At 69.3% G+C, this 24,065-nt stretch carries 27 protein-coding genes and 1 pseudogene; 20 read left to right on the plus strand and 8 right to left on the minus strand.

Annotated elements, in window-relative coordinates; all coding sequences use genetic code 11:
• Nucleotides 1-59: 59 nt before the first annotated feature.
• The 4 genes from DLJ58_RS10255 to DLJ58_RS10270 all read left to right on the plus strand — a co-directional run bounded on the left by DLJ58_RS10255 (nucleotide 60) and on the right by DLJ58_RS10270 (nucleotide 1,758).
• Entirely contained in the window at nucleotides 60-392 is a 333-nt protein-coding gene (locus tag DLJ58_RS10255) for a hypothetical protein (RefSeq protein ID WP_124855156.1), read from the plus strand.
• A complete protein-coding gene (locus DLJ58_RS10260) occupies nucleotides 389-817 on the plus strand; it encodes a MerR family transcriptional regulator (RefSeq protein WP_124855158.1) in 429 nt (142 codons plus the stop codon). Before DLJ58_RS10255 ends, DLJ58_RS10260 begins: the two co-directional genes overlap by 4 nt.
• Complete coding sequence (locus tag DLJ58_RS10265; RefSeq protein ID WP_124855160.1) at nucleotides 814-1,158, plus strand: YnfA family protein; 345 nt, start codon at nucleotides 814-816, stop codon at nucleotides 1,156-1,158. Before DLJ58_RS10260 ends, DLJ58_RS10265 begins: the two co-directional genes overlap by 4 nt.
• 183 nt (nucleotides 1,159-1,341) lie before the next feature.
• Nucleotides 1,342-1,758, plus strand: coding sequence for a hypothetical protein (locus DLJ58_RS10270; RefSeq protein ID WP_124855162.1), 417 nt, complete (start codon nucleotides 1,342-1,344; stop codon nucleotides 1,756-1,758).
• A 207-nt stretch (nucleotides 1,759-1,965) separates the two neighbouring features.
• On the opposite strand, the gene DLJ58_RS10275 is transcribed toward DLJ58_RS10270, so the two are convergent.
• Complete coding sequence (locus DLJ58_RS10275; RefSeq protein WP_124855164.1) at nucleotides 1,966-2,535, minus strand: kinase; 570 nt, start codon at nucleotides 2,533-2,535, stop codon at nucleotides 1,966-1,968.
• Nucleotides 2,536-2,735: 200 nt separating this feature from the next.
• Complete coding sequence (locus DLJ58_RS10285; protein ID WP_341869900.1) at nucleotides 2,736-4,106, minus strand: helix-turn-helix domain-containing protein; 1,371 nt, start codon at nucleotides 4,104-4,106, stop codon at nucleotides 2,736-2,738.
• 198 nt (nucleotides 4,107-4,304) lie between these two features.
• On the opposite strand from DLJ58_RS10285, the gene DLJ58_RS10290 reads away from it, so the two are divergent.
• The 11 genes from DLJ58_RS10290 (at nucleotide 4,305) to DLJ58_RS10340 (ending at nucleotide 11,655) form a co-directional block, all read left to right on the plus strand.
• Nucleotides 4,305-4,490, plus strand: a complete 186-nt coding sequence (locus DLJ58_RS10290; RefSeq protein ID WP_124855168.1) for a hypothetical protein — start codon at nucleotides 4,305-4,307, stop codon at nucleotides 4,488-4,490.
• Nucleotides 4,490-5,662, plus strand: coding sequence for an IS701 family transposase (locus DLJ58_RS10295; protein ID WP_244218874.1), 1,173 nt, complete (start codon nucleotides 4,490-4,492; stop codon nucleotides 5,660-5,662). Before DLJ58_RS10290 ends, DLJ58_RS10295 begins: the two co-directional genes overlap by 1 nt.
• Before the next feature lie 393 nt (nucleotides 5,663-6,055).
• Entirely contained in the window at nucleotides 6,056-6,319 is a 264-nt protein-coding gene (locus DLJ58_RS10300; protein WP_208740982.1) for a hypothetical protein, read from the plus strand.
• 37 nt (nucleotides 6,320-6,356) lie between these two features.
• On the plus strand, nucleotides 6,357-6,617 hold the full coding sequence (locus DLJ58_RS10305; RefSeq protein WP_124855172.1) for a hypothetical protein: 261 nt from the start codon (nucleotides 6,357-6,359) through the stop codon (nucleotides 6,615-6,617).
• A gap of 75 nt (nucleotides 6,618-6,692) precedes the next feature.
• Nucleotides 6,693-8,096, plus strand: coding sequence for a hypothetical protein (locus DLJ58_RS10310; RefSeq protein ID WP_124855174.1), 1,404 nt, complete (start codon nucleotides 6,693-6,695; stop codon nucleotides 8,094-8,096).
• Nucleotides 8,093-8,632, plus strand: a complete 540-nt coding sequence (locus tag DLJ58_RS10315) for a stage II sporulation protein M (RefSeq protein WP_124855176.1) — start codon at nucleotides 8,093-8,095, stop codon at nucleotides 8,630-8,632. The genes DLJ58_RS10310 and DLJ58_RS10315 overlap by 4 nt, the downstream gene beginning before the upstream one ends.
• On the plus strand, nucleotides 8,625-9,338 hold the full coding sequence (locus DLJ58_RS10320; protein ID WP_124855178.1) for an ATP-binding cassette domain-containing protein: 714 nt from the start codon (nucleotides 8,625-8,627) through the stop codon (nucleotides 9,336-9,338). Before DLJ58_RS10315 ends, DLJ58_RS10320 begins: the two co-directional genes overlap by 8 nt.
• Nucleotides 9,338-9,709 carry a hypothetical protein gene (locus tag DLJ58_RS10325; RefSeq protein WP_124855180.1) on the plus strand — a complete coding sequence of 124 codons (372 nt, stop codon included), beginning with the start codon at nucleotides 9,338-9,340 and terminating at the stop codon, nucleotides 9,707-9,709. Before DLJ58_RS10320 ends, DLJ58_RS10325 begins: the two co-directional genes overlap by 1 nt.
• A gap of 11 nt (nucleotides 9,710-9,720) precedes the next feature.
• Nucleotides 9,721-10,044, plus strand: a complete 324-nt coding sequence (locus tag DLJ58_RS10330; protein ID WP_124855182.1) for a hypothetical protein — start codon at nucleotides 9,721-9,723, stop codon at nucleotides 10,042-10,044.
• A 1-nt stretch (nucleotide 10,045) separates the two neighbouring features.
• The gene (locus DLJ58_RS10335; protein ID WP_124855184.1) at nucleotides 10,046-10,963 is read left to right on the plus strand and encodes an ATP-binding cassette domain-containing protein; all 918 of its coding nucleotides are present in this window, start codon (nucleotides 10,046-10,048) and stop codon (nucleotides 10,961-10,963) included.
• On the plus strand, nucleotides 10,960-11,655 hold the full coding sequence (locus tag DLJ58_RS10340; RefSeq protein ID WP_124855186.1) for a hypothetical protein: 696 nt from the start codon (nucleotides 10,960-10,962) through the stop codon (nucleotides 11,653-11,655). The genes DLJ58_RS10335 and DLJ58_RS10340 overlap by 4 nt, the downstream gene beginning before the upstream one ends.
• Nucleotides 11,656-11,864: 209 nt before the next feature.
• Here the strand turns inward: DLJ58_RS10340 and DLJ58_RS10345 are convergent, their stop codons facing one another.
• Complete coding sequence (locus tag DLJ58_RS10345) at nucleotides 11,865-12,641, minus strand: hypothetical protein (protein ID WP_244218869.1); 777 nt, start codon at nucleotides 12,639-12,641, stop codon at nucleotides 11,865-11,867.
• A gap of 265 nt (nucleotides 12,642-12,906) precedes the next feature.
• On the opposite strand from DLJ58_RS10345, the gene DLJ58_RS10350 reads away from it, so the two are divergent.
• Entirely contained in the window at nucleotides 12,907-14,586 is a 1,680-nt protein-coding gene (locus tag DLJ58_RS10350) for a Na+/H+ antiporter (RefSeq protein ID WP_386998453.1), read from the plus strand.
• Between the two features lie 51 nt (nucleotides 14,587-14,637).
• On the opposite strand, the gene DLJ58_RS10355 is transcribed toward DLJ58_RS10350, so the two are convergent.
• Together DLJ58_RS10355 and DLJ58_RS10360 are read right to left on the minus strand one after the other, a co-directional pair.
• Entirely contained in the window at nucleotides 14,638-17,289 is a 2,652-nt protein-coding gene (locus DLJ58_RS10355; RefSeq protein ID WP_124855190.1) for a DUF4132 domain-containing protein, read from the minus strand.
• A complete protein-coding gene (locus DLJ58_RS10360) occupies nucleotides 17,289-17,597 on the minus strand; it encodes a hypothetical protein (RefSeq protein WP_124855192.1) in 309 nt (102 codons plus the stop codon). Before DLJ58_RS10360 ends, DLJ58_RS10355 begins: the two co-directional genes overlap by 1 nt.
• A 109-nt stretch (nucleotides 17,598-17,706) precedes the next feature.
• On the opposite strand from DLJ58_RS10360, the gene DLJ58_RS10365 reads away from it, so the two are divergent.
• The 3 genes and pseudogenes from DLJ58_RS10365 to DLJ58_RS10375 form a co-directional block, all read left to right on the plus strand.
• Nucleotides 17,707-18,177 (plus strand): TspO/MBR family protein, encoded by a 471-nt coding sequence (locus tag DLJ58_RS10365; protein WP_124855194.1) that lies wholly within the window; start codon nucleotides 17,707-17,709, stop codon nucleotides 18,175-18,177.
• A gap of 170 nt (nucleotides 18,178-18,347) precedes the next feature.
• On the plus strand, nucleotides 18,348-19,940 hold the full coding sequence (locus DLJ58_RS10370; RefSeq protein ID WP_124855196.1) for a sigma-70 family RNA polymerase sigma factor: 1,593 nt from the start codon (nucleotides 18,348-18,350) through the stop codon (nucleotides 19,938-19,940).
• A gap of 121 nt (nucleotides 19,941-20,061) precedes the next feature.
• Nucleotides 20,062-20,409 (plus strand): annotated as a pseudogene (locus DLJ58_RS10375) (XRE family transcriptional regulator); the annotation flags it as partial.
• A 6-nt stretch (nucleotides 20,410-20,415) separates the two neighbouring features.
• On the opposite strand, the gene DLJ58_RS10380 reads toward DLJ58_RS10375, so the two are convergent.
• Together DLJ58_RS10380 and DLJ58_RS10385 are read right to left on the minus strand one after the other, a co-directional pair.
• Nucleotides 20,416-21,096 (minus strand): YdcF family protein, encoded by a 681-nt coding sequence (locus DLJ58_RS10380; protein WP_124855198.1) that lies wholly within the window; start codon nucleotides 21,094-21,096, stop codon nucleotides 20,416-20,418.
• A gap of 268 nt (nucleotides 21,097-21,364) precedes the next feature.
• A complete protein-coding gene (locus DLJ58_RS10385) occupies nucleotides 21,365-21,922 on the minus strand; it encodes a TetR/AcrR family transcriptional regulator (RefSeq protein ID WP_244218871.1) in 558 nt (185 codons plus the stop codon).
• Between the two features lie 147 nt (nucleotides 21,923-22,069).
• Here DLJ58_RS10385 and DLJ58_RS10390 point away from each other — a divergent pair, with 147 nt between their 5' ends.
• Nucleotides 22,070-23,116 carry an aldo/keto reductase gene (locus DLJ58_RS10390; RefSeq protein WP_124855202.1) on the plus strand — a complete coding sequence of 349 codons (1,047 nt, stop codon included), beginning with the start codon at nucleotides 22,070-22,072 and terminating at the stop codon, nucleotides 23,114-23,116.
• 137 nt (nucleotides 23,117-23,253) lie between these two features.
• On the opposite strand, the gene DLJ58_RS10395 is transcribed toward DLJ58_RS10390, so the two are convergent.
• Complete coding sequence (locus DLJ58_RS10395; protein WP_124855204.1) at nucleotides 23,254-23,985, minus strand: SDR family oxidoreductase; 732 nt, start codon at nucleotides 23,983-23,985, stop codon at nucleotides 23,254-23,256.
• Nucleotides 23,986-24,065: the final 80 nt, after the last annotated feature.

A 24,065-nucleotide genomic window follows, 5' to 3' on the forward strand; every position in this document is an offset into this window, starting at 1 on the left:
GTCTGTCGTGACCGTCGGGCTTGCATCCGGTACCGAGGTACACGCTTACCGTCGTCGGTATGACCACTGACTCCCAGGCGTGGGTGCCCGAGTCGTGCACCTTGCCGAGCGGACAACGGCCGCTGCGGCTGGCTGAGTTCGACGACCTGTTCGCCACCGCCCTGCTGGCGCAGCAGCGGCTGTCCCCCACCGAACTGCTGTGGCGTCTCGACCCGACCGCCGAGGCGATCGCACGGGACCTGATCGGCCGGGAAAGCTCCTGCTGCTCGTTCTTCTCGTTCAACCTCGCCGCCGACACCGGCACGCTGCGCCTGGACGTGCGGGTGCCGGCCGCGCACGTCGACGTCCTCGACGCGCTCGCGCTGCGAGCAACCGCCGGGATGACGGCATGAGCGGGTTGCGCAGCGGCCAGGTCGCCGCTGCAGCCGGGGTGAACCCGCAGACGCTGCGCTACTACGAACGCCGCGGGCTGCTCGCCCAACCAGACCGAAGCCTGGGCGGGCACCGCCTCTACCCAACCGAAACGGTCACCGTGCTGAGGGTGATCAAAGCGGCGCAGCGGCTCGGGTTCACCCTCGACGAGGTCGCCGAACTTCTCGACGCGGGCCAGCACCGTCACGGTCGCCACCCCGACGCCGGCCTGCAGGTCCGCGCCCAGGCAAAGCTCGCCGAGGTCGAGGCGAAGATCGCCGATTTGCAGGTCATCGCTGGCACACTGCGCGCTGCGGTGAAGGCCGGCTGCGATGACCTCGTCGAGTGCGCCGAGCAGCCATGCTGCCCCATCCCCTTCACCACGACCGGTACGGTCCACGGATGACCGTCGTCCGCTCTGTCCTGCTGTTCGTCGTCGCCGCCCTGTTCGAGATCGGCGGGGCGTGGCTGATCTGGCAGGGCTGGCGCGAGCACCGCGGCCTGTGGTGGATCGCCGCCGGCGTCATCGCCCTCGGCGCCTACGGATTCGTCGCCACCTTCCAGCCCGACCAGAACTTCGGGCGCATCCTCGCCGCCTACGGCGGCGTGTTCGTCGCCGGATCCCTCGCCTGGGGCGTGATCGTCGACAGGTTCCGGCCCGACCGGTGGGACATCATCGGCGCCGGCATCTGCCTGATCGGCGTCGCCTTGATCATGTACGCGCCGCGTTCGGCAGGCGGCTCCTGATCGCCACGAAGCCGGTGGCCTGAGGTTGCACGACAATTCGACCTGAGAAGCGGCGCACCGGAGATGTTCGGAGTGTTCGGACCTGTTCGGAACTGTCCGCGCGTCTGTCATTCACAAACGGATCGCGCCCACCATCGATCGTGACGACCACACCGGTCGTTTTTCGACGGTAGGAGGTTGCCGATGATCCGCAAGAGTTCACGCTGGTTCGGGGCCACGCTGATGGCGCTGGTGCTCACGGCCACCGGGCTCGTGGCCACCACGAGCACCGCTTCGGCGGGGTACCCCATCCTCGTGTATTCGGCCGACCCGTACTCCGCCGGCAACGGCTTCGCCATCTACACCAACTCCGGGATCGATGCGGCGTTCAGAGCCTGCGACGAGGGCGCAGCGGACGGCCGCCGTACCATCGGCCGGATCTGGTGGGAGCCCGTGTACGCCAAGGTCACGCTCCACGCGGCGAACGGCAGCGGCACCTGCTCCGAGCCTTACTACGTCAGACTGCTGGCGGGCACGAGAGTCTATGTCGAAGCATGCGAACGCAAAGGCGCGAACGGCGCCGACGAGAAGTGCCGAACGACCTGGGACATCGTGGCGTGACGGAGGACGGCCGGTCGGCGTACTACTTCGCACTTGGCGCGCTCGGCGTAACGACGACTTCACAGTCATCGAGAGCTGGCTCGTGCGGGCACGGTGGGCGAGCTTCACGCCGTCGCAGTCGCCGTGCTTGGCGGGCTGTCTGACCACCGGCACCGACGTTGGCGAACGGTGCGCCGAAACAGCGGCACCGGTAGCCGGTCGGCTGCGCTACGGGGGCGGAAGGTTCGGTAGCAGGTCGTCGTCGCGTCCGGTCTGGGGCAGCCCGGCAGCAACGGCGATGGCCTCGACGGCCTCGTCCAGTCCGGTGGTCTCGGGTAGGACGAGTTCGTCGGGCCAGCCCAGGACGTCATGGGCGGCGTACCAGCCGCTCAGGTGCTCGGCGGTGAACTCGCTGGCCTGCGGGCGGGTGAGGTGCCGGCGCAAGGTTTCGGGCAGGGACACGTCGAGATAGCAGAACAGCGAGCGGCCGCGGTGGTCGTCCCGCAGAGAGGTCAGCATGCTGAGGTAGCGGCTGGTGTGCATGATGCCCTCCAGCACCACGTGGTACCCGTGGTCCAGCGCGAACCGGACGGTCTGCCCGATCAACGCCGGTGCCGCACCGCCAGGCTTGTCGCGCTCGCGCAGCAGGATGCGTCGCAGATAGTCCTGCTCGACCAGGGCGCAGCCCCGGCCGTGCCGGCGTCGTAGTTCGCGGCCGATGCTGCTCTTGCCCGAGCCTGAGTTGCCCCGGATGCAGACGAGGATCGTGTCCGGGCTGCCGGTGGGTTCAGCGAGCACGATGCCTCCTCGGCTTCAGTCGTTGCGCACAGTGAGTCTGAGGGCGGCGACGGCCAGTTGGGTGGTGCTCCTCCTTGACGGGCGAGGTGATCCGCGGCGGCGCGGACGAGGGACTGTCGGGTGGTCCGGCAGTAGGCGGTTTCATGGGCGGTGAACGTCGCGCCGGAACGTCGCGGCGAGCGATTGACGACCGCCGCCGATCAGGACACGACGGTAGGACGGGGCTGTGGATCCGCCAGCTGACTCGGCATACGGTGGTGTTGCGTCGGGCCGCCGACGGGCAGGGATTCCAGACGGCGCCAGATGTCCGCCGCCAGCCGTTGGGCGCCGACCTCCTCAGCCCGCGACGCGAGCGAGTGGTACAACGCTTCGGCTTCGGCCCTGCGGTCGAGCCGGAACAGCGCCTCGGCCTGGACGAGGCGCAGCCGGATCAAATCCACCACCGACATCCCCGCCGAGTCGGCAAGCACCTCCGCCACGCCTTGGAGGCACTCCTCCAGCTCGCCCTTGGCAAGTTGCATTCTGGCGTGCAGCGCCTCCACCCGCTTACGTTCGCCAGGCAGCCCGAGCATCCGGGCGCTGGTCGCGGCGTTGGTCAGCCAGATCTCCACCTCGTCGAGGTCGTCACCGGCTTCGAGCAGGACCGCTGCGGACGACCTGCAGAACCGCAACCACTCCCGCAATGGCATCGTGGGCGCGGCCAGGGCCCGGTGCGCCTGCGTGAGATGGTGCCGGGCAAGGTCGTGGCGGCCCATTCGGCTGTAGGCATTGGTGGCCACCCAGTGTGCGCGGCCCTGCAGCCCGGGAGCCCCGGCGGAACGCGCGACGCGGAGCATCTCCAGCACGTGCGTCTCGGCCCTGTCGGCCTCACCCAACTCCACCAACACCGAGGTGAGCACGCCGAGCAACTTCACGTGCTCAGCACCGCCACGCAGTGCGGGCGGCAGACCGGCCTCCAAAGCGGATTGTGCCGCCGCCACCGCCTCCGGGAGTCGCCCGGCCTGCCGCAGGGCGGCGGCGAGATCGCTACTCAGTACGACCCGCAGGTCCGGCGAGGCGCACGCCCCGGGCAGCCCAAGGATCTGTTGGATCAGTGACACCCGGTCGGCGCTGCGGTTGATGACGGCGAGCACCTGTTGCAGGCGTACGCCGATCTCCAAAGCCCGCAGGTCGTTGCCCTGCTGGCGGGCCCGGTCGAACGCCGCCTGCAACGTCTCGGCGGCGCGCAGGTAGTCGTTCGCGTCCGCCGCGTCGGACATCAACCGGTCAGCGAGAAGAAGGGACTCCTCGAAGCGATTGCCAGGACTGGGCGGGTGGATGTCCTGCCCGAGCAGGTCGGTGACCGTGACGCCGAGCGTGTTGGCCAGGTGGACGACCACGTCGAGAGTTGGCACCCGGCTGCCGGCCTCAAGCAACGAGACGTAACTGGCGGTGACCTTCTCGCCAGCGAGGTCACGTTGGGACATTCGGTTTGCCTGGCGGAGCCGTTTCAACCGCCGCCCGAAAGCGGGTTGCTGCGCCACCCGACACCGCCTCTCGTCCTGCCCACCGTGACGGGCGCCTCGCTGCACCTGCGAGTCAGATGCTAGTGGACAAGGTCGAATACAACCATAGTTGACACCATCTCCCGGCAAAAAGGCGGCCTCTACCTGCTGCCGGGCTCCACAGTCAATCGACGAGCGGGCTCTTGCGCAGCTGTTGCGCGATCACGATCACTAATCTACAACTATAGTTGCCATCGCTTCGAGGTGTTTCAACGGGGAGTAAACGTGAGCGTACGCAGCACTGTGGGCAGAGTCGTAGCGTCGACCATCCTGGCCGTGGTCACGACCTTGGTCGCGGCGGCCGAGATGCAGCCCGACGAGGTCCGGAACTTCGAACACGCGGTGGTGGCCACCTCGACGGAGGTGGGAGGTCACGCGGGTCCAGGCACAGCGGACGACTGGCCGTGGTGATGGTGATCCGGACGCCGACAGCCCCTCCCCCGCAGAGCGGACGTCTGCCCGAGGCCGTCGCGGATTCCTTCACCCACCTGTTCCGCCGCGTCGCCCCGCACTTCGGTCGACGCGAGGTACGCCAACACGCCCAGGACTACCTCTGGGGCCTACTGGGAGATCTGCCGCGCAAGAACGGTGCCCGCTTGGCGGTGAACGCCGGACTGACCAGTCCGGACGGACTCCAGCGCCTGCTTACCACGGCGGTCTGGGGCACCGACGCTGTCCAGGGCGAGGTCCGGGACTACCTGCTGAGGCGGTTGAACGAACCCGACGGGGTGCTCGTCGTGGGCGAGGGTGGCTTCACCAAACGCGGTGACCGGTCGGCCGGCGTCGCCGAACAGTTCAATCCATGCACCGGGCGGATCGAGAACTGCCAGGTCGCCATGTTTCTCAGTTACGCGTCCGACCTCGGCAGCGCACTGGTCGACCGGATGCTCTTCCTGCCCCGCCCCTGGGCCGACGACCCGGTCCGACGACAGCTGGCCGGCGTACCGGCGGACGTCGGTTTTGCCACCAAGGCCGAGCTGACCGCGATGATGCTCGACCGGGTGGTCCGGGCCGGTGCGCCCTTCCGGTGGTTGGTAGGTGGTCACGGCGAGCACGCACGATCCCTGAAGGACTACTGCGAGAAACGCGGTATCGGGTACGTCCTCCAGGTCGACCGGACCGAGGAGCAGCCGGGGGTCGGCGCGATCGAGGAGGTGATCCGACTCATCCCGCCCGATGCGTTCCGACGGCGCATCCACGGTGACGTACCGAGCGGCCTCCAGTCCGACTGGGCAGTTGTGGAGACCGGACCCGGAGCGCCGGGATTCCGGCGCATGCTGCTCGTCGGCCGCACCGTTCGGGCGCCCTCGGAGGTGGTCCTGTTCGACTGCCACGCCCCGGATGGCACCTCACTCGGTCACCTGGTCCGGGCGGCCGATCAACGGTTCGCCACGCTGGAGTGCCTGCTCGACGCGCGGAACCGGGCCGGGCTGGACGACTACGAGGTGCGCAAGTACGGCGCGTGGCACCGCCACGTGACGTTGACTCTCCTGGTCGCCGGTCTACTGCGGATTTCCGCGCCGAATCAGGCTCTGCCGAGCGTCCGGGCTCCGGCCACCCTCAGCCGAAGCGGCTGCTCATGAACCGCACGGTCCCACCATATGACTGGTCGACCGACTGTCCCGAGCGCCACGGCCACACCCGGCTGACGCAGTTCGGCGCCCCGTCGGGCTGGAACCGACCGGCTCACACCGCAGTTGCGGCTGTGGCGGCCCCCGACTCACCCCCGTTGTCGGAACGACTGCTTCCGGCACGTCCGTCAATGTGCGTAAGTGTCGCGTACGAACCGTACGACCCACTGCCGCACTTTCATGCGAAAGGTTGACTACCGCTTTCGACGGGACTTTGATGAATCCCGCACCGACAATTATCGGCGGTGCGGGAGCGAGGTCGGGAGAATGCCGACAAGGCTGTCCACGCAGCATCCTGAATCACGCTCCGGGAAGCCCGGAAAGTTCCAGCGAAAGGACGAAGACATGCAGGTATCGCAGTTCCCCAGAAAGGTCGCGCCGGCGGCACTCGCTCCGGCTGCGGCGGCATCGGCGCTGCTCGGCGCTGGTCCCATCGGTCAGGTGGTGGCTCACTTCAACCTGAGCTACAGCACCGCAGCAGCAGTCGTCGGCGCGGTCGCAACCGGCGGATACGCCCTCGACTTCGTTTTCCCCTGGGTAATTCCGTTCGTCGGCACCATTCAGGCCATCATCATCGCTGCCGGCACCGGCGCAGCTATCGGCTGGTAATTCGATGAGCCCTGTCGCGCAACCAGAGGAGCTTAAAATGGAAACTGTCACGGACCGTCCGGGAGCGCGCAAGCCGCTCGCACTCCTCCCACTTCCGGTCCTCGCCGTACTCGCCAATCCGGTCGGCCGAGTGGTCGAGCATTTCCACGTCAGCGCCGCAGTCGCTGGCGCGGCGGTCACCGCCATCGTCGGGGGAGGCTGGGAGGTTGCTCTGGTCTTCCCGTGGATCATCCCCGCCGAGGCGACCGTGGCGGGCCTGGTCGCGGTGATGGGAACCGCGGCCGCCATCGCCTGGTGACGATCTGAACCGACGACTGACATCGTGGGGTGGGGGCGGGTCATGCCGCCCTCACCCCGGGCCGAAGGAGGGTCTGTGACGCGAGTGGCGATGGTGCTCTGGCTGGGCGAGTTGCGGGTGCAGCGACTTCTCAGCCGACGCCCGTCGGTGGCGATCGCCCAACTGGTTCCGATCGCGCTGATCCTCGTCTTCCTCGGCCTCCGGGTGAACCACGCGCTGGCTGCCGGACACCTGGCGCTGGCCAACGTCGCGGTGCTCTCCGTCGTCGGAACTTTCCTGGTCTTCGCCAACGTGATCATCACCGGTGAGGAGGGACAGGCCCGGGTGCAGGACATCCGGGCCTGGACCCAACCGCTACCGGTAAGCCACCAGCAACTGCGGGTCCTGCTGCTGGTCGTCGGTGTGCTTCGCGGCTCACTGTTCACAGTGACACTGGTCGGCACCGCCGCGACCGGCGCTTTCCTTGCCCGGGACAGTTGGTTCAACCAGGCAGAGATCGTGATATCGGCGCTGGTACTACCGTTGCTGCCGGTGGCGGCCGGGCTCTGGGTTGGTGCGCGTCGGTCGGGTCCGGTATCGCCAGGCTTCGTGACAGTCCCGCTGGGCGTCGCGACGATCGCGACGGCCGTACCGTTGCCGGATCCGCACGGCGCCCTGGCGGTGGTCGCGCGGGTGCTGGCGGCGCCCGGAGTCACCCTGCTGGGCGGCACGGACCCGGCTACCGCCGTCGCGGTACTGCTTGTCTGGACAGCCACGGCAGGCTGGTTTCTCACCCGCCTCGATCGGGCGGTGCACACCACCACCGTCGGGGCCCGGCTTCCGCTGGCGGGACGACTCGGCACCGGTCCGGTGGGTCGCCGGGTCGGCGCCGACCTCGTCCTGCACCGCCTCCGGCCACGCGACGTGGCCGAGGTGGTTCTGCTGGCGGCAGCTCTCGGGGCGGTCGCCGCGCTCGCCCTGGCGGCTGCCGACGACGGTCCACTGCCCGCCACCGTGCTCACGGTCACCGGCCTCGCGCTACCCGCCAGCACGCTGGGCTACCGCCAGGTTCGGGCCGGAACCGTACTCGACGTGCCCACGCTGGAGTGGATCAGCACGTTGCCGTTACCCCCCGGCACCCTGGCGTGGAGGCGACACCTGGTGGCGACCGCAGGGGCGGCGGTGGCGGTGGCGGTGTTCCTCGCGGTACTGCTGGCCATCACCGCGGTCGGGCTGCCCGGGCCCTGCCTGGCCATGATCGTCCTCTCGCCGCTCGTCCTCACCGGCTGGTTTGCCCTGTCGGCGAACGCGCGGGGAGGCCGTCGGATCCTGGCCTACCTGGCCCTCAGCGCGCTGACCGGCCTACGCCTGATCACCGCGGCCGTGCTGGTGGTCATCGGCTGCCCACCATCGGTCGCCGTCACACTGCTGGCACTCGACCTCGGTATCGCCCTGGCCGGCCACCTGCTCGTCCGCCACCAGACAAGGAGTTTCCGATGACAGTAGCGCCCACCACGGCGCCACCCCGCGCGCGGCCGGCGCCGTTCGGCCTGACGTTTGTCGCGAGCGCCGCCATCTACCTTGTCCTGGCCGGATTCGCCGCATGGACCGCCTGGGCCGACACCGCGACCCCGCTGACCCCGCGCACCAGCGACGCCTCCACCTGGGATCTCCTCCTGCACAACATGGGCGTGCTGGTGTGGTTGGCAGGTGGACTCTGCACGGCCGGCCTGCTCACCGGAGCGGTCCTCGGCCTCAATGGCATCCTGCTGGGCTGGGTGGTGGGTAAGCAACTCGCCGCCGGCGACGGGGCCGCTCTCCTCACCGGCATGCTTCCGCACCTGCCCTTCGAGATCACGGCCTACCTGATCAGCGCCGCCGCGAGCATCCGGTTCGGCCTCGACATCGCCGGGCGCCTACGACGCCGTTCGGCGCAGCGCCCCGTGCCCTGGGCGGGCTGGGTCCGCGTTCAGGCGTACGCGCTGGTGCTGCTGATCGTCGCGGCTCTGGTGGAGGCGAACGTCTCACATGTCTAGTTCGAGCACCGTCCGTACCCAGGGGCCGATCGGACGGCAGGGAGAGGACCCACCAATCGAGGCGTACGGCGTCACCGCCGGATACGACCAGAAAGACGTACTTGTCGACGTCGACCTGACTGTGCCGACCGGCTCGACGGTACGTGTCACCGGCCGCAACGCCGCGGGCAAGAGCACTCTGGTGCGGTGCCTCGCCGGGATCGTACCGACCCGGGCCGGACGCATCACCGTGTGCGGCCACGACCTGGTGACCGACCCGGTGGCGGCTCGCAAGCATCTGGGCTACTCGGCTGGCTCCGGGCCGTTCACCTACCTCACCGGCCGTGAACATCTGCGACTCGCCCGCCGGGTGCACGGCTTCCCGCTCGATCGGGAGGTCGAACTGCTGGACCGGTTCGCCGGCTGGGCCGTCGTGAGCGACCTCGACATGGAGGTCCGGCGTTACTCGCACGGAATGCGGCAACAACTGTCACTGCTGCTCGCGGTGGCCCACGATCCGTGCGTGCTGTTGCTCGACGAGGCGGTCGACGGTCTCGACGACGAAACCCTGGCGCTGTGGTGTGGACACCTGCGGGAGCGCGCCGCCATCGGCCGCAGCCTGGTCTACGTCGAGCACCGCGACGAGGTGGCGGCGCGCTTCCCCGCTGCCCGGACTGTTCCGCTCGACGGATCCACGTCGAGCCCGCCCGACCATGGAGGTCACTGATGGACAACACCAGCAGGTACGCGGCCACCCGCCTTCCCGCCGACCTGATGGCCCACGCGATCTGGATCCCGACCGGTGCCGAGACGGGTGGCGGACGCACGGTGTTCGTCACCGAGCGGTCCCGCCGTCGAGTTGCGGTGGTGCTGCTTCCGGTCGTGCTGCTGGGTCTGGTGCTGAGCATCGCCTACGCCCCGCGTACCTGGCTGGCGCCGCTGGTCCTGTTAGCGGGCGCAGTCGCTGGAGCCGTGGCCTTCTACCACCGGGGCGGCCGGGCGGGTTTCTACCGTCTCGAGGACGACGGGCGGCTCGGTGAGTTCCTCGGTCGGCAGAACCCCGGCCTGTCCCAGCACCGGCGTGTCCGGGCTTCCTGAAGGAGGAGAACGTGAGCGTCAGAATCAGGATGGTCGTCACCCTCGTCGCAGCCGCCGCCGCCCTGGTGTGCGGGCTGATCGCCGCGCCCGACTACCTTTCGGCCGTCCACGCGGCGCGGGCCGTGCACGGTCAGCCACCGGCCGCACCGATGCTCATGATGATCGGCTCACTGCTCGGACTGCTCTCCTGGGTGTCCGCCGTCTCGGTGCAGTGGCGCAACCGCCAGTTCGGCTGGATCGTCGCCTCCATCGTGCTGTCCTACGTCGGCGTCATCACCTACGCCGTCCTCACCCTGAGCCGGCCCCGACCCACGACCGTGCCAGCCGGGGCGTGACGTGAAGGAACCGTTGCTTGCGCTGGACGCGGTCACGGTCGGGATGAAGTCGCGGACGATCCTGTCCGAGGTCTCTCTGCGACTCACGCCTGGCGGATGGTTCGGGCTGGTCGGGCCGAACGGGTGCGGAAAGACCACGCTGATGCGCGCCGCGCTCGGGCTGCTCCGGCCGTTGGCAGGCACGGTCCGACTGGCTGGTACGCCGCCGCCGTACCCGACGCGGTGGGCCTCGGCATCGTTCGGCCCCCGCCTGACCCACCCGCGTAGGAGGGTACGAACCGAGCTGCGACTACGGGTCTCGGCGATCGGCGGTGACCGGTCTGACCTCGACCGGGCCTGGGCGGATACCGGACTGACCGATTCCCGGGTGTGTTGCGGGGACCTTTCCCTGGGCCAGGCGCAGCGGTTGGCCGTCGCCACGGCGCTCGTGGGTCAGCCGCGCCTGCTCGTGCTGGACGAACCGACCGTGGGGCTGGACGCGGGCGCGGTCCACTGGTTGCGCAACCGGCTTCGACGGTACGCGGCGGCCGGGGGGTGCGTCTGGGTGTCCTCTCACGACCTCCACGAGGTGGAGCGCAGCGCCGACGAGATAGCCGTGCTCGGCCAAGGACGACTGGCCTACGCCGGTCCCGTCGCGGGATTCGTCGGTGAACGGGCCGTCGCAGTGCACCTGCGCTCCAGCGAACCGGATCTGCTCCGGCGGGTCCTGGCACAGTCGGGCGCACGCTTCAGCGAAGAGCCCGACCTGGGGGTCACGGTGCACGACGGTGACGCGGCTCAACTGGGGCGACTGCTCGCCGCTCACCAGGTGCCGCTGCTTTCCATGGCGGGGCCATCGTCGGACGGTCTGCGATCGGCCCTCGACGATCTGGTCACGGTTGCCGGTCGACCAGGCGCAGAGAAGGGGCGGATCCAGTGAGCGCGTTGGGACGTGACGTGTTGCGGGCCATGTCCGTACCGGGGCCGTGGATCCTGCTGGCGCTGGAGGTCGTCTTCGCCGTGATGGTGAGCCTGTCCACAGCGTTCCTGCACCTGGATCCGAGCCCGTCTCTCGCACTCGGCTTCGTGCCGGCGCTCGCCGGGCTTTTCGGTGCTCTGACCGGCGGCGCGGATGCCCGGTTCGGGTCGTTGGCCGGGGAGGTCCTCACCCTGGGCGGCCCGGTACGGTACACGCTGCGGATGCTTCGGGTCACCTTCGGCCTGGGCCTGGTGGGTGGTGCCGTCGGTGGCGTCCTCACCGCCGCGACCTGGTGGGCGACGCTCGACGTAGCTCCTCCCGCGGGTCGGCTGACGACCCTCGTCCTGGCCTCGGCGGTGGCCGCCGGCTCCTGGGCGCTGCTGGGAGCAGCGCTCGCCATCGTCACGCAGGCCCAGATCGGAGCCGTGGCGGTCGTGCTCGGTTACCTCATGGTCCTGGAGCCCATCCTCGAACTGACCATGACGGGCTTCGTCGGGCTGTATCCGGGGCACCTCGCGGTCGAACTGCTCACCGTGTCGGGTCCCGCCGCCCTGGCAACTCCTGCGGCTCGACTTATCGCGGTGGTCGCCGTGGTCGCGGGACTCGCCTGCACGCTGGCCCGTTACCGGCCCGTGCCGGTAACGGCCACCTGACTGGTGCGCTGCTCTGCCAGTTGAGCTGGCGGCGTTCGCTGACAGCGGGACGAGACGCTGGCACGCCCCGAACCCGACACGAGCGCTCGCGACAGTGCGAAGCCCCGTCCCTCCCGTCGATCATGGAGTCGTGGTTACCGTTATGCCTGGTAGGAGACCTTTTCGGCCCACCACAACTCCATGATCGACTCGGACCGGGCGGGGGCGCCTCACCGCAGGGTCAGCGTGACCTGCCCGGTTGCGACTCCGGACGGGTCCACCACCACCCTGTACGCGCCAGAGGCCGGCAGCGTCGTCGGCTCGATGTCACCAGCGCCGTTGATCACGCAGCCGCTGGTGATCGGGCTGCCGTCGGGGGCGCGTAGCTCCAACACACCGCACTGGTCCGTTAGGTCGGAGGCGGTCGCGGTCAGACTCACCGACGAACCGGCGTCGGCGGTGAAACGGTAGGTGGTGACCGCGCCGGGTCGGTCGACGGTGGCGACGACCGGCGGACCGCCCACGGCGATCGTCGCCTCCCGGTCGCGGCTGCTGACCAGCCGCAGTGTGGTCGCGCCGGTGGTGCGACCGGTCGGATCGACCACCACTGTGTACGTCCCGTCGGCGGGCAGCAGCGTGCCGTCGATCTCGCCGACGCCGTTGATCACGCAGCCGCTGCTGAGCAGCCGGTTCTCGGTGTCGCGCAGTTCCAGCGGGGAGCACTGGTGGGGAAGTGTGCTCGTTGGCACCTCGACGAAGACGCGTTCACCCTGCTGCCCGGTGAACCGGTACCGGGCCCACGCGCCTGGGTGGTCAAGGGTCGCGGTGACCTCCGGGCCGTTCGCTTGCAGTGTGCCGTCGACGTCCCGGGCCACGTACACCCGGATGGCGGCTCGTCCGGTGTCGCCGGGGGCGGCGGCGACCCGTACGGCGTACGTGCCGGCAGCGGTGAGGTCGACGCGGTCAATGTACCCGACGCCGTTGATGTTGCAGCCGCCTCCGATCACCTGGTCGGTCGCATCGGTGAGCCCGTATGGCGAGCAGCGGTCGGCGATCCCGGGGGCGGTGGCGTCGACGAAGACGGCGTCCCCGGCCCGGCCGGGGAACGTCAGTGGCGCGCCGCCGCCGTGTTCAGCAGCCGGCCAGGTCCGGTGCCCAGGCGGGTACGCTCGTCACTGCTGCATGCTGCGCCGACGGCGCCGTTCGGCCGGCTCGGCCGCGAACCCGCGGTGGCTCCGACCAACCTCGCGCCGATCCAGGGGAATCAACCAGGTGAGCACCCATTCGATGTTGTTGTTCGTGCTCGCCGCTGTCGCGGTCATCGTCGTCGTGCGGTGGGTGGCGGCCCGCACCGGGCTGCCGGCCGCGGCGCTTCTGCCGCTCATCGGCATCGTGTACGCGCTGCTACCCGGCCCCAACGTCGGCCTTGATCCCGACCTCGTGCTCATGATCGTGCTGCCGCCGTTGCTCTACAGCGCCGCACTGGACTCCTCGCTGTTGGACATCCGCCGGAACCTCCGCATCGTGGTCAGCCTGTCCGTGCTGCTGGTGCTCCTCACCGGGGTACTGGTCGGCATCGGTTTCCACCTGTTCGTCGCCGGGGCGACGCTCGCTGCCGGGATCGCGGTCGGCGCCGCCATCGCGCCGCCCGACCCGGTGGCCGCCCTGGCGGTGGGCCGCCGGGTGAACCTGCCACCGAAGATGGTCACGATCATTCAGGGCGAGGGGCTGCTCAACGACGCCACCGCGCTGACGATGCTCAGCGTCGCGGTGGCCGCCGCGGTGGGTGGTGAGTTCTCGTTCCCGTCCGCCGTTGCCCAGTTCGTGCTGGCGGCGGTCGGCGGGGTCGCCGTGGGAGCGGCCGTGGCCTGGCTGGTACGTCTGGCCCGACCGTTCACCGCGGACCCACTGTTGTCGAATGCCATCTCGCTCGCGACACCGTTCGTGGCCTACCTGTTGGGCGAGGAACTGCACGTCTCCGGGGTGCTCGCCGTGGTGGTCGCCGGGCTGATCGTCGGTCACAAGACGCCGCAGCTCACCTCGGGGGCCGCCCGGCTGCAGACCAGCGCGGTGTGGCGGCTGGTCGACTTCCTCCTCGAAGGCTTCGTCTTCCTGCTCATCGGCCAGCAGCTTCCCGAAGTCGTCAAGGGCCTACGTCAGTACGACACGTCGACCATCGTCACCGCTGTCGCCATATCGGTCGGCGTGGTGCTCCTGCTGCGCCCCGCGTGGCTGGTGATGACCCAGTCCCTTCCCCGGTCGCTGCACACCCGGCTGGGCGGCATTTCCGAGCAGGACGACCCCGACGAACCCGCGAGTGCCCGGCAGATCGAGCGCGCTGACCGCAACGCCCGCCGACTCACATCCCGGGAAGTGGTGGCACTGAGCTGGTCCGGCACCCGTGGCGTGATCAGCCTGGCCGCGATCTTCACCCTGCCGCTGACCACCAACAGCGGCGCACCCTTTCCCGACCGTGACCTCCTGCTGTTCTGCACCTTCGTGGTCGTCCTGGTGACACTCGTCGGGCAGGGCCTGACGTTCGCGCCGCTCGTGCGGATGCTGGGCCTGCGCGCCAACGAAACCGACCAGGCCCGCGTACGCAACGAGGCCCGCTCGGCGGCGGTCGAGGCCGCCCTGGCCCGCCTCGACGAGGTCGCCGCCATGGAACCGGACAGTGCGGTGGCCGTCAACACCACCCGTACGCAACTGCTGGCCCGACTGGCGCGCTACCGCGGGCGGCTGGACCTTCTGGAGCAGAGCGGCTCATCCGAGCTGCCCACCTCACCGGCGTACGAGACGGCGCTTCGGGTCCGACGGACAGCCATCGACGCGCAGCGCGAGGAACTGGTGCGCTGGCGCGACTCCGGCCGACTGCCGGACGAGGAACTCCGCGTCCTGGAACGTGAACTCGATCACGAGGAGCTGCTGCTCCCGAGGCGGACCTCCAGCTGACCTGCCGGGTGACGGCGCCGTGGCCTCAGCCCGGCGCCGTCACTCGGCGCCTTACAGTTGGCGCAGGATCACCGAGTCCTTGATCTTCTTGTCGGCGGCCAGCAGCAACGCCTTGCTGATGATTTCGCCGAGCCGGCTGTCGCCCTCGAAGGGCAGGTACATCTCCGGCTCCTTCGCCTTGGCCGAGTCGGGAATGATGCACAGGTACCGGTCGTCCGGGGCGATCAGGATGTTGCCCGAGCCGCAGTGGATGCGGTACGTGTGCAGGTCACCCCGCACTTCGAGGAACCGGTCGGTGAACGTGCACCGGCTGGCGATCGCCAGCCGGGGAATCACCTCGGCCAGCACCTCCCGACGAGTCCTGGCGGGCGGATTGAGGTCGCCGAAGCTGTTCTGCGACCAGTAGTCGCGGTACCGGCCCTGGGGACCACCGTCGTACCAGTTCGGGTCGTTGCCCACCCCGGACGCGGCAACAAACAGGTCGACGTCGCGCATCACCTCGCTCAGCACGACAGCCGGAACCTCCTCCAGCGGCACCGGCGTGCGTTCCCCCCGGAGGAACACCAGTTGGTCGGTCCCCATCGTGTCGAACATCAGGTCGTCGCCCTGATCCTCGATCCCGGCGATGTGCAGCACGGCGCGCATCTCCCAGTCCGGAAGGGCAAGCCGGGGGTCCTGGTAGGTGGCGCCGTCGTTGCGGTGTCGAACGTGCGACCAGCCCCGCCGGGACAGCAGCGCGATGAGACGGTGCTGGCGCACGATGTGCGCGGCGAACCGGTTGGAGTACGTGCCGGTGGCCCGCTCCGCGTCGGTCAGCAGGTACTGCTCGCGGTGCGCCTGCTTGAACGGCTGGGTGATCGTGTGCCGGGCCAGGAAGTCCCGCCAGGCCGGGACCGCCGCCGGATCGTCGACCGGGTGCCACAGCCGTACCGTGGCGTCGCCGGCGGGCTCGAACACCGTGCCGTCCACGGTCCGCAGGGCGTCGCCGCCCCAGCAGCAGGCGACGCCGTCGACGGTCCAGATCAGCCGTCGGGCCAGGGTCCGGGCCAGCGGGTGGTCCAGGAACCGCTCCCGCCACTGCTCGACGGTCCACGCGCGGTCGCGCCGCAGCAGCCCTTCCAGGCGGTCGCGGGTCCCGATCAGCGTCGCGCCGATGTCCGCGACTGTCGCCTTCAGCTCCTTCAACTCCTCGCCGTGGTCCTTGCGCACCTGGGCCGGCGGAGCTTTGACCACCTTGCCGTCGGAGTTGCGCCACACCACGGTGGCATCGATGCCGCGCACCTCGACCTCGTACGAGCTGTCACCCAGCTTGTCCGCGAGCGGCAGCCCGAAGCCGGGCAGCGCCATCTCCTCGACGTCCTCCCGGCCGATGCCGCGCGCCTCGGCGTGCTTGGTCAGGCCCTTCTCGACGATGCGGAGCGTGCTCTTGTAGGTCAACCGCGAGGCCAGCCGAGCCAGTTGCGCGAGGGCGGCGGGGTGATCGGTGTCGACGAGCGCCGCAGCGGCGAGGTTCGCCAGCTTCGGGCTCGCCGGGCCGTGCCCGGGAATCTTGCGGGCGGCCCGTTCCGCGATGTGGCCGAGGCTGCGCAGGGTCTCCTCCGAGGGCGGGAGCATCGCCCGCATCCAGATCAGCCCCCACAGCAGCCCGACGTTGTAGCGGTCGATCGTCCTTGGTGAGGCATCCGCCAGGTGGCCTGGGCAACACGTCGTCATGCGCAGCGGCAGGGTGCGCGCCTGACCCACCAGCGGGAGCCAGTCGTCGAGACGCGCGGTGAACTCGTCGCCGCCGACCGCGTCGAGCAGGGACCGGGCGGTCTTGCGCCAGGCGGTCGTCGGCTTGGCCTTGTCCGCGCCGAGCGGGCAGTGGACCAACAGCGCGTGCCAGGCGGCCCGACACTCCTCCGGCATCGCCTCGATGTCGGCGACGGCGCGGTCCGCCCACCGCTCGCCGACGTTGGGGATCGGCCACATCCGATCGCCTTCGTCGCTCAGGTCGGACATGCTGCGCTCGATCCGCGTCCGACGCCAGGTCGCCAGTGCCGCCGGGTGGGTACGTCCGGCCCGCGCCTCGGCCTGGATGGACTCCCAGGTCAGGTCGTTGAGGTGCCAGCTCCACCAGTTGAATCCCAGCCACGCTTGACCGCTCAGCCGGTCGAGCCATCCGGCACTGTCCAGCCCGCCGCCCGAGAGCACAATTTTGATCAGCTTGATCCGCCCGTCGCTGTCCTCCCCGGGCACCGTCAACGCGTCGAACACCGCCTGCCGCACCGACACCGGCCGCCCGGCCAGGAACTTCTCCGCCCGGGCCCACGTTTCCCGACGGGCACCGTCCCACGGTTCGCCGATGTACGGCCGTTGCGGCCGGTACTTGATCAGCGTCAGCGCCGCGGCGACCCACCGATCCGGATCCGCGTCGGCATCATCAAGGTCTGCCAGGGCGGCGCCGAGCACCTGGACATGTTCGGTGGCCTCCGGCAGCAGCTCCCGCTGGGCGGGTGCGAGATCGTACGGGCCGTCCGGGTCGTTGAGCGCGGCGAGCAGCACCGGGCCCCTGCCGGCTGGCGCCAACGCACACAGCGCCGCCACCTGCCTGGCGTACTCCCGACGGTCGTACCACGAGATGGTGCCGTCGCCTTGCTCGCACCACCCGGTGGCGGTGGCGATCAGCTCGCGTAGCGCCAGCTCCGGATCGAAGTCGCTCATCAGCCACCCACCAGCGGGACGAGCTTGAGGAACGTGATCCGGGACCCCGCGTGCAGGTGGACCTTGTCGTCCAGGGCCGTCACCTGCCGGTCGTCGACCAGCACCACGAAGCCGTTGCGGCCGAACGCCTCGAGCGTCGCCCGGGTCCGCTCCTCCGGATCGACGTGCCCGCCGGACTCCGCGACCTCCAGAAAGACCCGCCGCCGAATCAACTCGCCGAGGCGTACCTCTTCCTCGAAGACGTCCATTGTCCACTCAGGACCACTCGGCGCTCCGGTCACTTCATCGGCGATTGTGATCATCGGCATGGCGCAGAGGCTAACTGAACACTCCGACAGCGTTTCGCTCTCGTTCCACCGCCCGCCGGCCGGTGAACGGGGCGCGATTGATCCGTCGTAGGTCGGGTAGCTGAACAGCATGCGAGTACCAACTTTGGTCAAGACCGCGGCGGCGGTCACCGCGACGGCCGCCGCCGGGGCGACGGTCACTGACGCTTCCTCACGCTGGTACCAGCGACTGCGCAAGCCGACCTGGCAACCCCCGCCCGTGGCGTTCCCGCTGGTATGGACGCCGCTGTACGCCCTGATCGCGGTGGCCGGTGCCCGGGTGCTGGACCGCACCAGCGAAACCGACCGCGCCGCGTTCACCCGTGCCTACGGGCTCAACCTGGCTCTCAACTTCGGGTGGAGCGCGCTGTTCTTCAAGGCCCACAGACCCACCGTCGCGCTGGCCGAGATCGCCGCGCTCAACGCCTCCAACGTCATGCTGCTCCGCCGCGCCTCCCGTGTCGACCGTGTCGCGGCCGCCGCGCTGGCCCCGTACGCCGCATGGACGCTCTTCGCCACCGTCCTCAACGGCACCATCGTTTGCCTCAACAGCAACAGATGAGCCTGTTGGTGTCTGTCAGCTGAAGGCTGGCCGGCACCGCACTGAGGGGACTTCGGCCTGGACGTCGTCACCGGCGGTGGACGATGACAACGTCAGTTTGTGTGACCTGGACGGGTGCCAACCGATCTCCACGGTGTACGAAGATGTCCCGTGAAGGCGAGGTTGTGAGCGTGACCGAGCACGCGTACCCGAACAGGACCGACATGTCGGCGGCGGTGGACGCGGCACGCCGCGGCGACCAGGCGGCGATGGACGCGTTGGTCTCGCATTACCTGCCACTGGTGTACAACATCGTGGGCCGGGCACTGAATCGGTCGGCGGATGTCGACGACGTGGTGCAGAACACGATGTTGAGCGTCGTGCGCGGACTGGCGGGCGTACGCGATCCGCGGCTCTTCCGGTCGTGGCTGGTGGCCGTCACCATGAACGAAATCCGTGCCTACCGGCAGTACCAGCACACCACCCCGGCGCCGCCGGAGGACATCGACAATCTGGTCGTCCCGGGCTCCGACTTCGAGGACCTGACCCTGACCAAGCTTCGCCTGTCCAATGAGCGCCGGGAGGTGGTCCTGGCCACGCGCTGGCTGGACGACGACCACCGCCACCTGCTGTCCCTGTGGTGGCTGGTCGAGGCCGGTCACCTTTCCCGCGCCGACCTGGTCGATGCCCTGCAACTGGACCCGCACCACGTGACCGTCCGGGTGGCCCGGATGAAGGCACAGTTGGACACCGCTCGGCTGGTGGTGCGAGCTCTTTCCACCCGGCCCGGCTGCGCAGGCCTGATCGACACGGCGTCCGATTGGGACGGCCAGCCCGCGCAGGTGTGGCGCAAGCGACTGGCGCGGCACATTCGCACCTGCGCGCAGTGCCCGAACGCCACGTCGGATCTGGTTCCGGCCGAACGGCTGCTGGCCGGCCTGGCGCTCACACCGCTCCCGGCCGGCCTCGCGTCGGACGTCACGCACAACGCGTACACCGTCTCCGGCACGTCGCAGGGAGTCGCGCCCGCCGGCGCCCCCGTGAAGACCGCCGGGGCGTTGCGGGACGTCGCGCCGACCGGCGCGTCCGCGAAGACCGGCGGGGTGTCGCATCAGGCCGGCGTCACGGCACTGTCTCTGCCCAAGACCCTGGTCGGCGCCTTCGCGGCCGTCGCCCTGATCGGAGGCGGCGGGTTCCTCATCGCCAGTTACGCGGACAGGCCGACGCAACGGCCGGCGAGCGCGACCGGCGCCCAGCCCCCAACCGCGATCATCGAACCCGGCTACGAAACCACCGAACCCGCGTTCGCGTCGCCCTCCCCGACGGCGCTCAAGGCGTCGCCGTCCACCTCGCGGGCGACCTCCACGCCCACCAGGTCAGCGAAGCCGACCAGGTCGCCGGCGCCGACCACGTCACCGACCAGATCGGCAGCCAAGTCTGCCAATGCGGCATCCGGTGTCTCCGCCGCCGAACAGCGTCTGCTGGTGCTGCTCAACGAGCGACGCCGCGCGCTCGGACTGCCGGAGGTCGCGCTGCGCGCCACGGAGCAACGCGCCGGGGAAGCCTGCGTGAAGCAGAACCTTGATGCGGGCACGTTCGAGCACTGCGGCCATGAGGTCCTCTTCGCGTCTTCGGGCACCGCCACACCCGAGCAGATGATCACGGCCTGGTTCAACAGTCCCGGTCACAAGACGGCACTGACCTACTCCAGCTCGCGCTTCGCCGGCCCTGCCATCGTCTCCAACGGCACCCGCCAGATCGCGGCCATCAATATCGACTACTGAGGCTTGTGCATGTAGGAGTGGGTGCAGCGCCGATGGCGCGAGCGGCCCGGCGCCGATTGGCGCCGGGCCGCTCGCTTGATGCCACCTGGAGGGGCACCCGTGAGTGTCGAGCGCCGCTCGCGCGTTCGGGCCGACCAACGTGTCGATCCACGAGACGACCGTGGCGATGGAACTCGGCGACGGGCAACGCGCCATCGCCATCGGCGCCCCACTCGACACCGGCACCATGCCCGTCGAGCGGCAGGTTCGGCATGCCATCGAAACCGCCCGAGCCCTTGCCAGGTGGAACCGCATCGACGACGCGCTCACGGCGCTTCTGGACGCCGAGGTCATCGGCCCCGACCAGGTGCGCTACCACCAGCTCTCCCGCGACCTCATCCGTGACATCCTCACCCGCCCCCGGCCACCCCGACTGGCCGTCGAACTCAGCGACCGGATGGGCGTCCGGTCGGGAGGACCGCGCTGGTAGCCGGGCTCAGATCAGCCGGCTCGTGTAGCCAGCCGCCACCAGGCGCTCGAAGGCCGCCCGTACCTCGTCCGGCATCTCCTGCGGGATCGCGAACCCACGCTCCGCGTACACCTCGATCCGCTGCGTGTCGCCTACCAGCATGTCCACCACCCGCCGCGGATCGCCGATGCTGCGGACATAGTCGTCCAGTTCGAGTGGGTTCGACACGCACACCACATCGACCTCCGGCCACATCGACCTGCAGGTGGCGTAGGCCCGACGCTGCTGGTAGGGCCGCGACATGATCAGCACCGACTGCACCGGGATCTGGCGTTCGGCCAGGAGCGCACGGGAGAACTCGAGGTTCTCGGCGGTGTTCGTGGCCCGCGGCTCCACAAGAATCGCCTCCGGGGGCACACCCTGCTCGACGGCGTACTCGCGGTAGTGCACCGCCTCTCCCTGCGGGAACCGTTCGACAGTGGTCGGGGCGTTCGCACCGGTAAAAACGATCCATGGGAACAGGCCGGCTTGAAACAGCCGCGTTGCGATCACCGCAACGCCGAGGTCATGGCTCCCCAACCCGATGCCCACGTCGCAAGGGCGCAGCTCGTGGCGCATGTCGTGGTAGCGCCACAATGTCTCGACGTCAGCCCGGACCTCGTCCGGGAGCACGCGAGTCGGCACCGCCGCCTGCCGGTCCGTCAGCATCCGCCGGGTAGGGCCAGCAGTGGAGTTGGTTCACGCCCCGCTCCCTCATGGCGTCAGCGTAGGGCAGGCCGGGGCCGATCTAGATCAGCTACAGCTCCTCTGTCTACCGCGGGACATTCAAGCAGGGCCGACACCATCAGCGCCACCGGCGACCGCTCCCTCCGTCGGCACCAGGTCGCGTACCTGAACCTCCAACGCCATCTCGCCGGCCTCGCGGACGGCCGTACCGAGCCGCGCGATCTGCGGCAAATGCGGATGGGATGTGTTGTCAGTTGGGGCGGCTGGCGGGCGCGTAGACGCCAGCACGGGCGGCTGACGCTGCCGCCTCGGCGGCACGGTCGGCCGCAGCGGCGTCGATGGGATCTCCGCTAATGAGCAGGCGGTAGTAGAGGGGTGCCGAGACGGCGCGGACGACGTCGCAGGCATCCGTACCTGGGGGCAGCTCTGCCCGCTGCACGGCCTGCTCTACGCAGGGAGCCCATTCGGCGATGCGGACGGCGTAGAAGCGGTGCAGCGCCTCGGCGGCAGCGGGGTTGCAGGCTGCGGCGACAATCACCGCCCGGAAGAGTGCGCCCTGCCGCGGGTCGGCCAGGGTGCGCTGCACCAGCCGAGCATTGGCGCGCAGATCCTCGATCAGAGACCCAGTGTCGGCGCGCGGCGACGAATGCTCCGCCATGTCCGTTAGCAGATCGGCGACGAGGCCGGCGACCGTACCCCAGCGGCGGTAGACCGTTGTCTTGCCCACCTCGGCGCGGCGTGCCACGTCGGCAAGGTCGAGGTGGTCATACCCGTGCTCGACGAGCGCGTCACCGGCGGCTCGGAGCACGGCGGCTCGGACTCGGGCGGTCCGTCCTCCGGGCCGGATTGCGCCGACGGCCATAACGGGTCTCCAGTTTCCTTAAGTGCTGATGGCTGCTATCGTACTCAAAGCATTATAGGAACTGGAGTTCCGTTAACGAAGGGTTGCCAACTCGTGGAGTACCGACGACTCGGGGCCTCCGGGCTTAACGTGCCCGCCCTCAGCTTCGGCGCCGGCACCTTCGGCGGTTCCGGACCGCTCTTCGGCGCCTGGGGCAACACGGATGCGCGCCAGGCAAGACGCCTTGTGGACATCTGCCTGGACGCCGGGATCACTATGTTCGACACCGCAGACGTGTACTCCGACGGCGCGTCCGAGGAGGTGCTGGGGCAGGCGATCAAAGGTCGCCGCGACGCCGTCCTCATCTCGACCAAGAGCGGCCTGCCGACCGGCGACGGGCCGAACGACGCGGGAACCTCACGGGCCCGACTCATCCGGTCAGTCGATGCGGCGCTGCGCCGACTCGGCACCGACTACATCGACCTGTTTCAGCTGCATGCCTTCGACGCCGCAACGCCCGCAGAAGAGGTGGTATCGACACTGGACGACCTGGTGCGGGACGGGAAGATCCGCTACCTGGGCGCGTCCAACTTCGCCGGCTGGCAGCTCATGAAGTCCCTCGCTGCCGCCGACCGGGACCACCGTCGTCGATACGTGGCCCATCAGGTCTACTACTCACTGATCGGCCGGGACTACGAGTGGGAACTGCTGCCCTTGGGCCTCGACCAAGGCGTCGGAGCCGTAGTGTGGAGCCCGCTTGGCTGGGGACGACTTACCGGCAAGATCCGCCGGAATACGCCACCACCTTCAGCGAGCAGGCTGCACGCGACCGCCGCCTACGGCCCGCCGGTCAACGATGAGCTTCTGTTCCGCGTCGTGGACGTCCTCGAAGAACTATCCCGCGAAACCGGCCGGGCAATTCCGCAGATTGCGGTGAACTGGCTGCTACGCCGCCCCACGGTGGCCACCGTCATCATCGGCGCCCGTAATGAGGACCAACTGCGGCAGAACATCGGCGCTGTCGGTTGGTCGCTCACGCCCGAACAGACAGCCCGGCTCGACGCTGTCAGCACCACCACCGCGCCGTATCCGTACTTCCCTTATCAGCGGCAAGAGGGCTTCGCCAGGCTCAACCCTTCGCCGGTCGCGCTTGCCCCGTGAGCGACGACCGCAGGCCAACAACGTCCGCTCATGCCAGTTGAGCTAGCGGCGCTCGTTGACAACGGGACGAGACGGTAGCACCGCCCCGGCCGGCCCGACGCCGAGCGGCGTCGGGCCGGCCTGAGAGCCGCGAGCCGTCACCAGGGCACCACACCGGCGTCCTCGAAGAATCCGCCGGTGGGGCCCCCGTCGGGCAGTGTGGCCAGGCGGATGGCGGTTGCTGCGCCCTCCTGGGGAGTACGCACGCCACGGAAGCCGTTGAGGTCGGTGGCGACGAAGCCCGGGCAGGCGCAGTTGATGAGGATGTTCGTGTCTGCCAGTTCCCGGACGTACTGAAGGGTCACCGCGTTCAGGAACGACTTGGAGGGCGCGTAGGCCACAGCGACCGGACCCGTGGAGGTCTCACCACCGGGGCCCGACTGCCGGGCCAGAGAACCGACGCTGCTGGACATGTTCACGATGCGCGGCGAGGCCGACCTGCCAAGCAACGGCAGCATGGCGTTCGTCACCCGGATGACGCCGATGACGTTGGTCTCCACCACCGTGCGGATGACGGCAGCGTCGACGCTGCTCGGCTGCTGCGGCCCGCCGCCGGTGATTCCGGCGTTGTTGACCAGGGCATCGAGGCGTCCGGCGCGTTCGGCGATCAGATCGGCGGCGGCGGCGACACTGCTGTCGTCGGTGACATCCAACGGAACACCGAAGGCGTCGACGCCGGCGTCCCGCAGCCGTACCACCGCCGCGTCCCGCCGAATCTGCTCGCGGGCCCCGACACCCACGCTCCAGCCCAGCGCACCCAGGCCTGCCGCGATCTCGTACCCAATGCCCTTGTTGGCCCCGGTGACCAGGGCGATCTTCGTGTCACTCATGTCTTCGACTGTGAGTCACGGCCCGCAAGCCGTCCAAGACCACCTGAGTCATGGGCGATACCCTCAAGGTATCGTCGCGC

Source organism: Micromonospora arida, assembly GCF_003857035.1.
GTDB classification, from domain to species: domain Bacteria; phylum Actinomycetota; class Actinomycetes; order Mycobacteriales; family Micromonosporaceae; genus Micromonospora; species Micromonospora arida.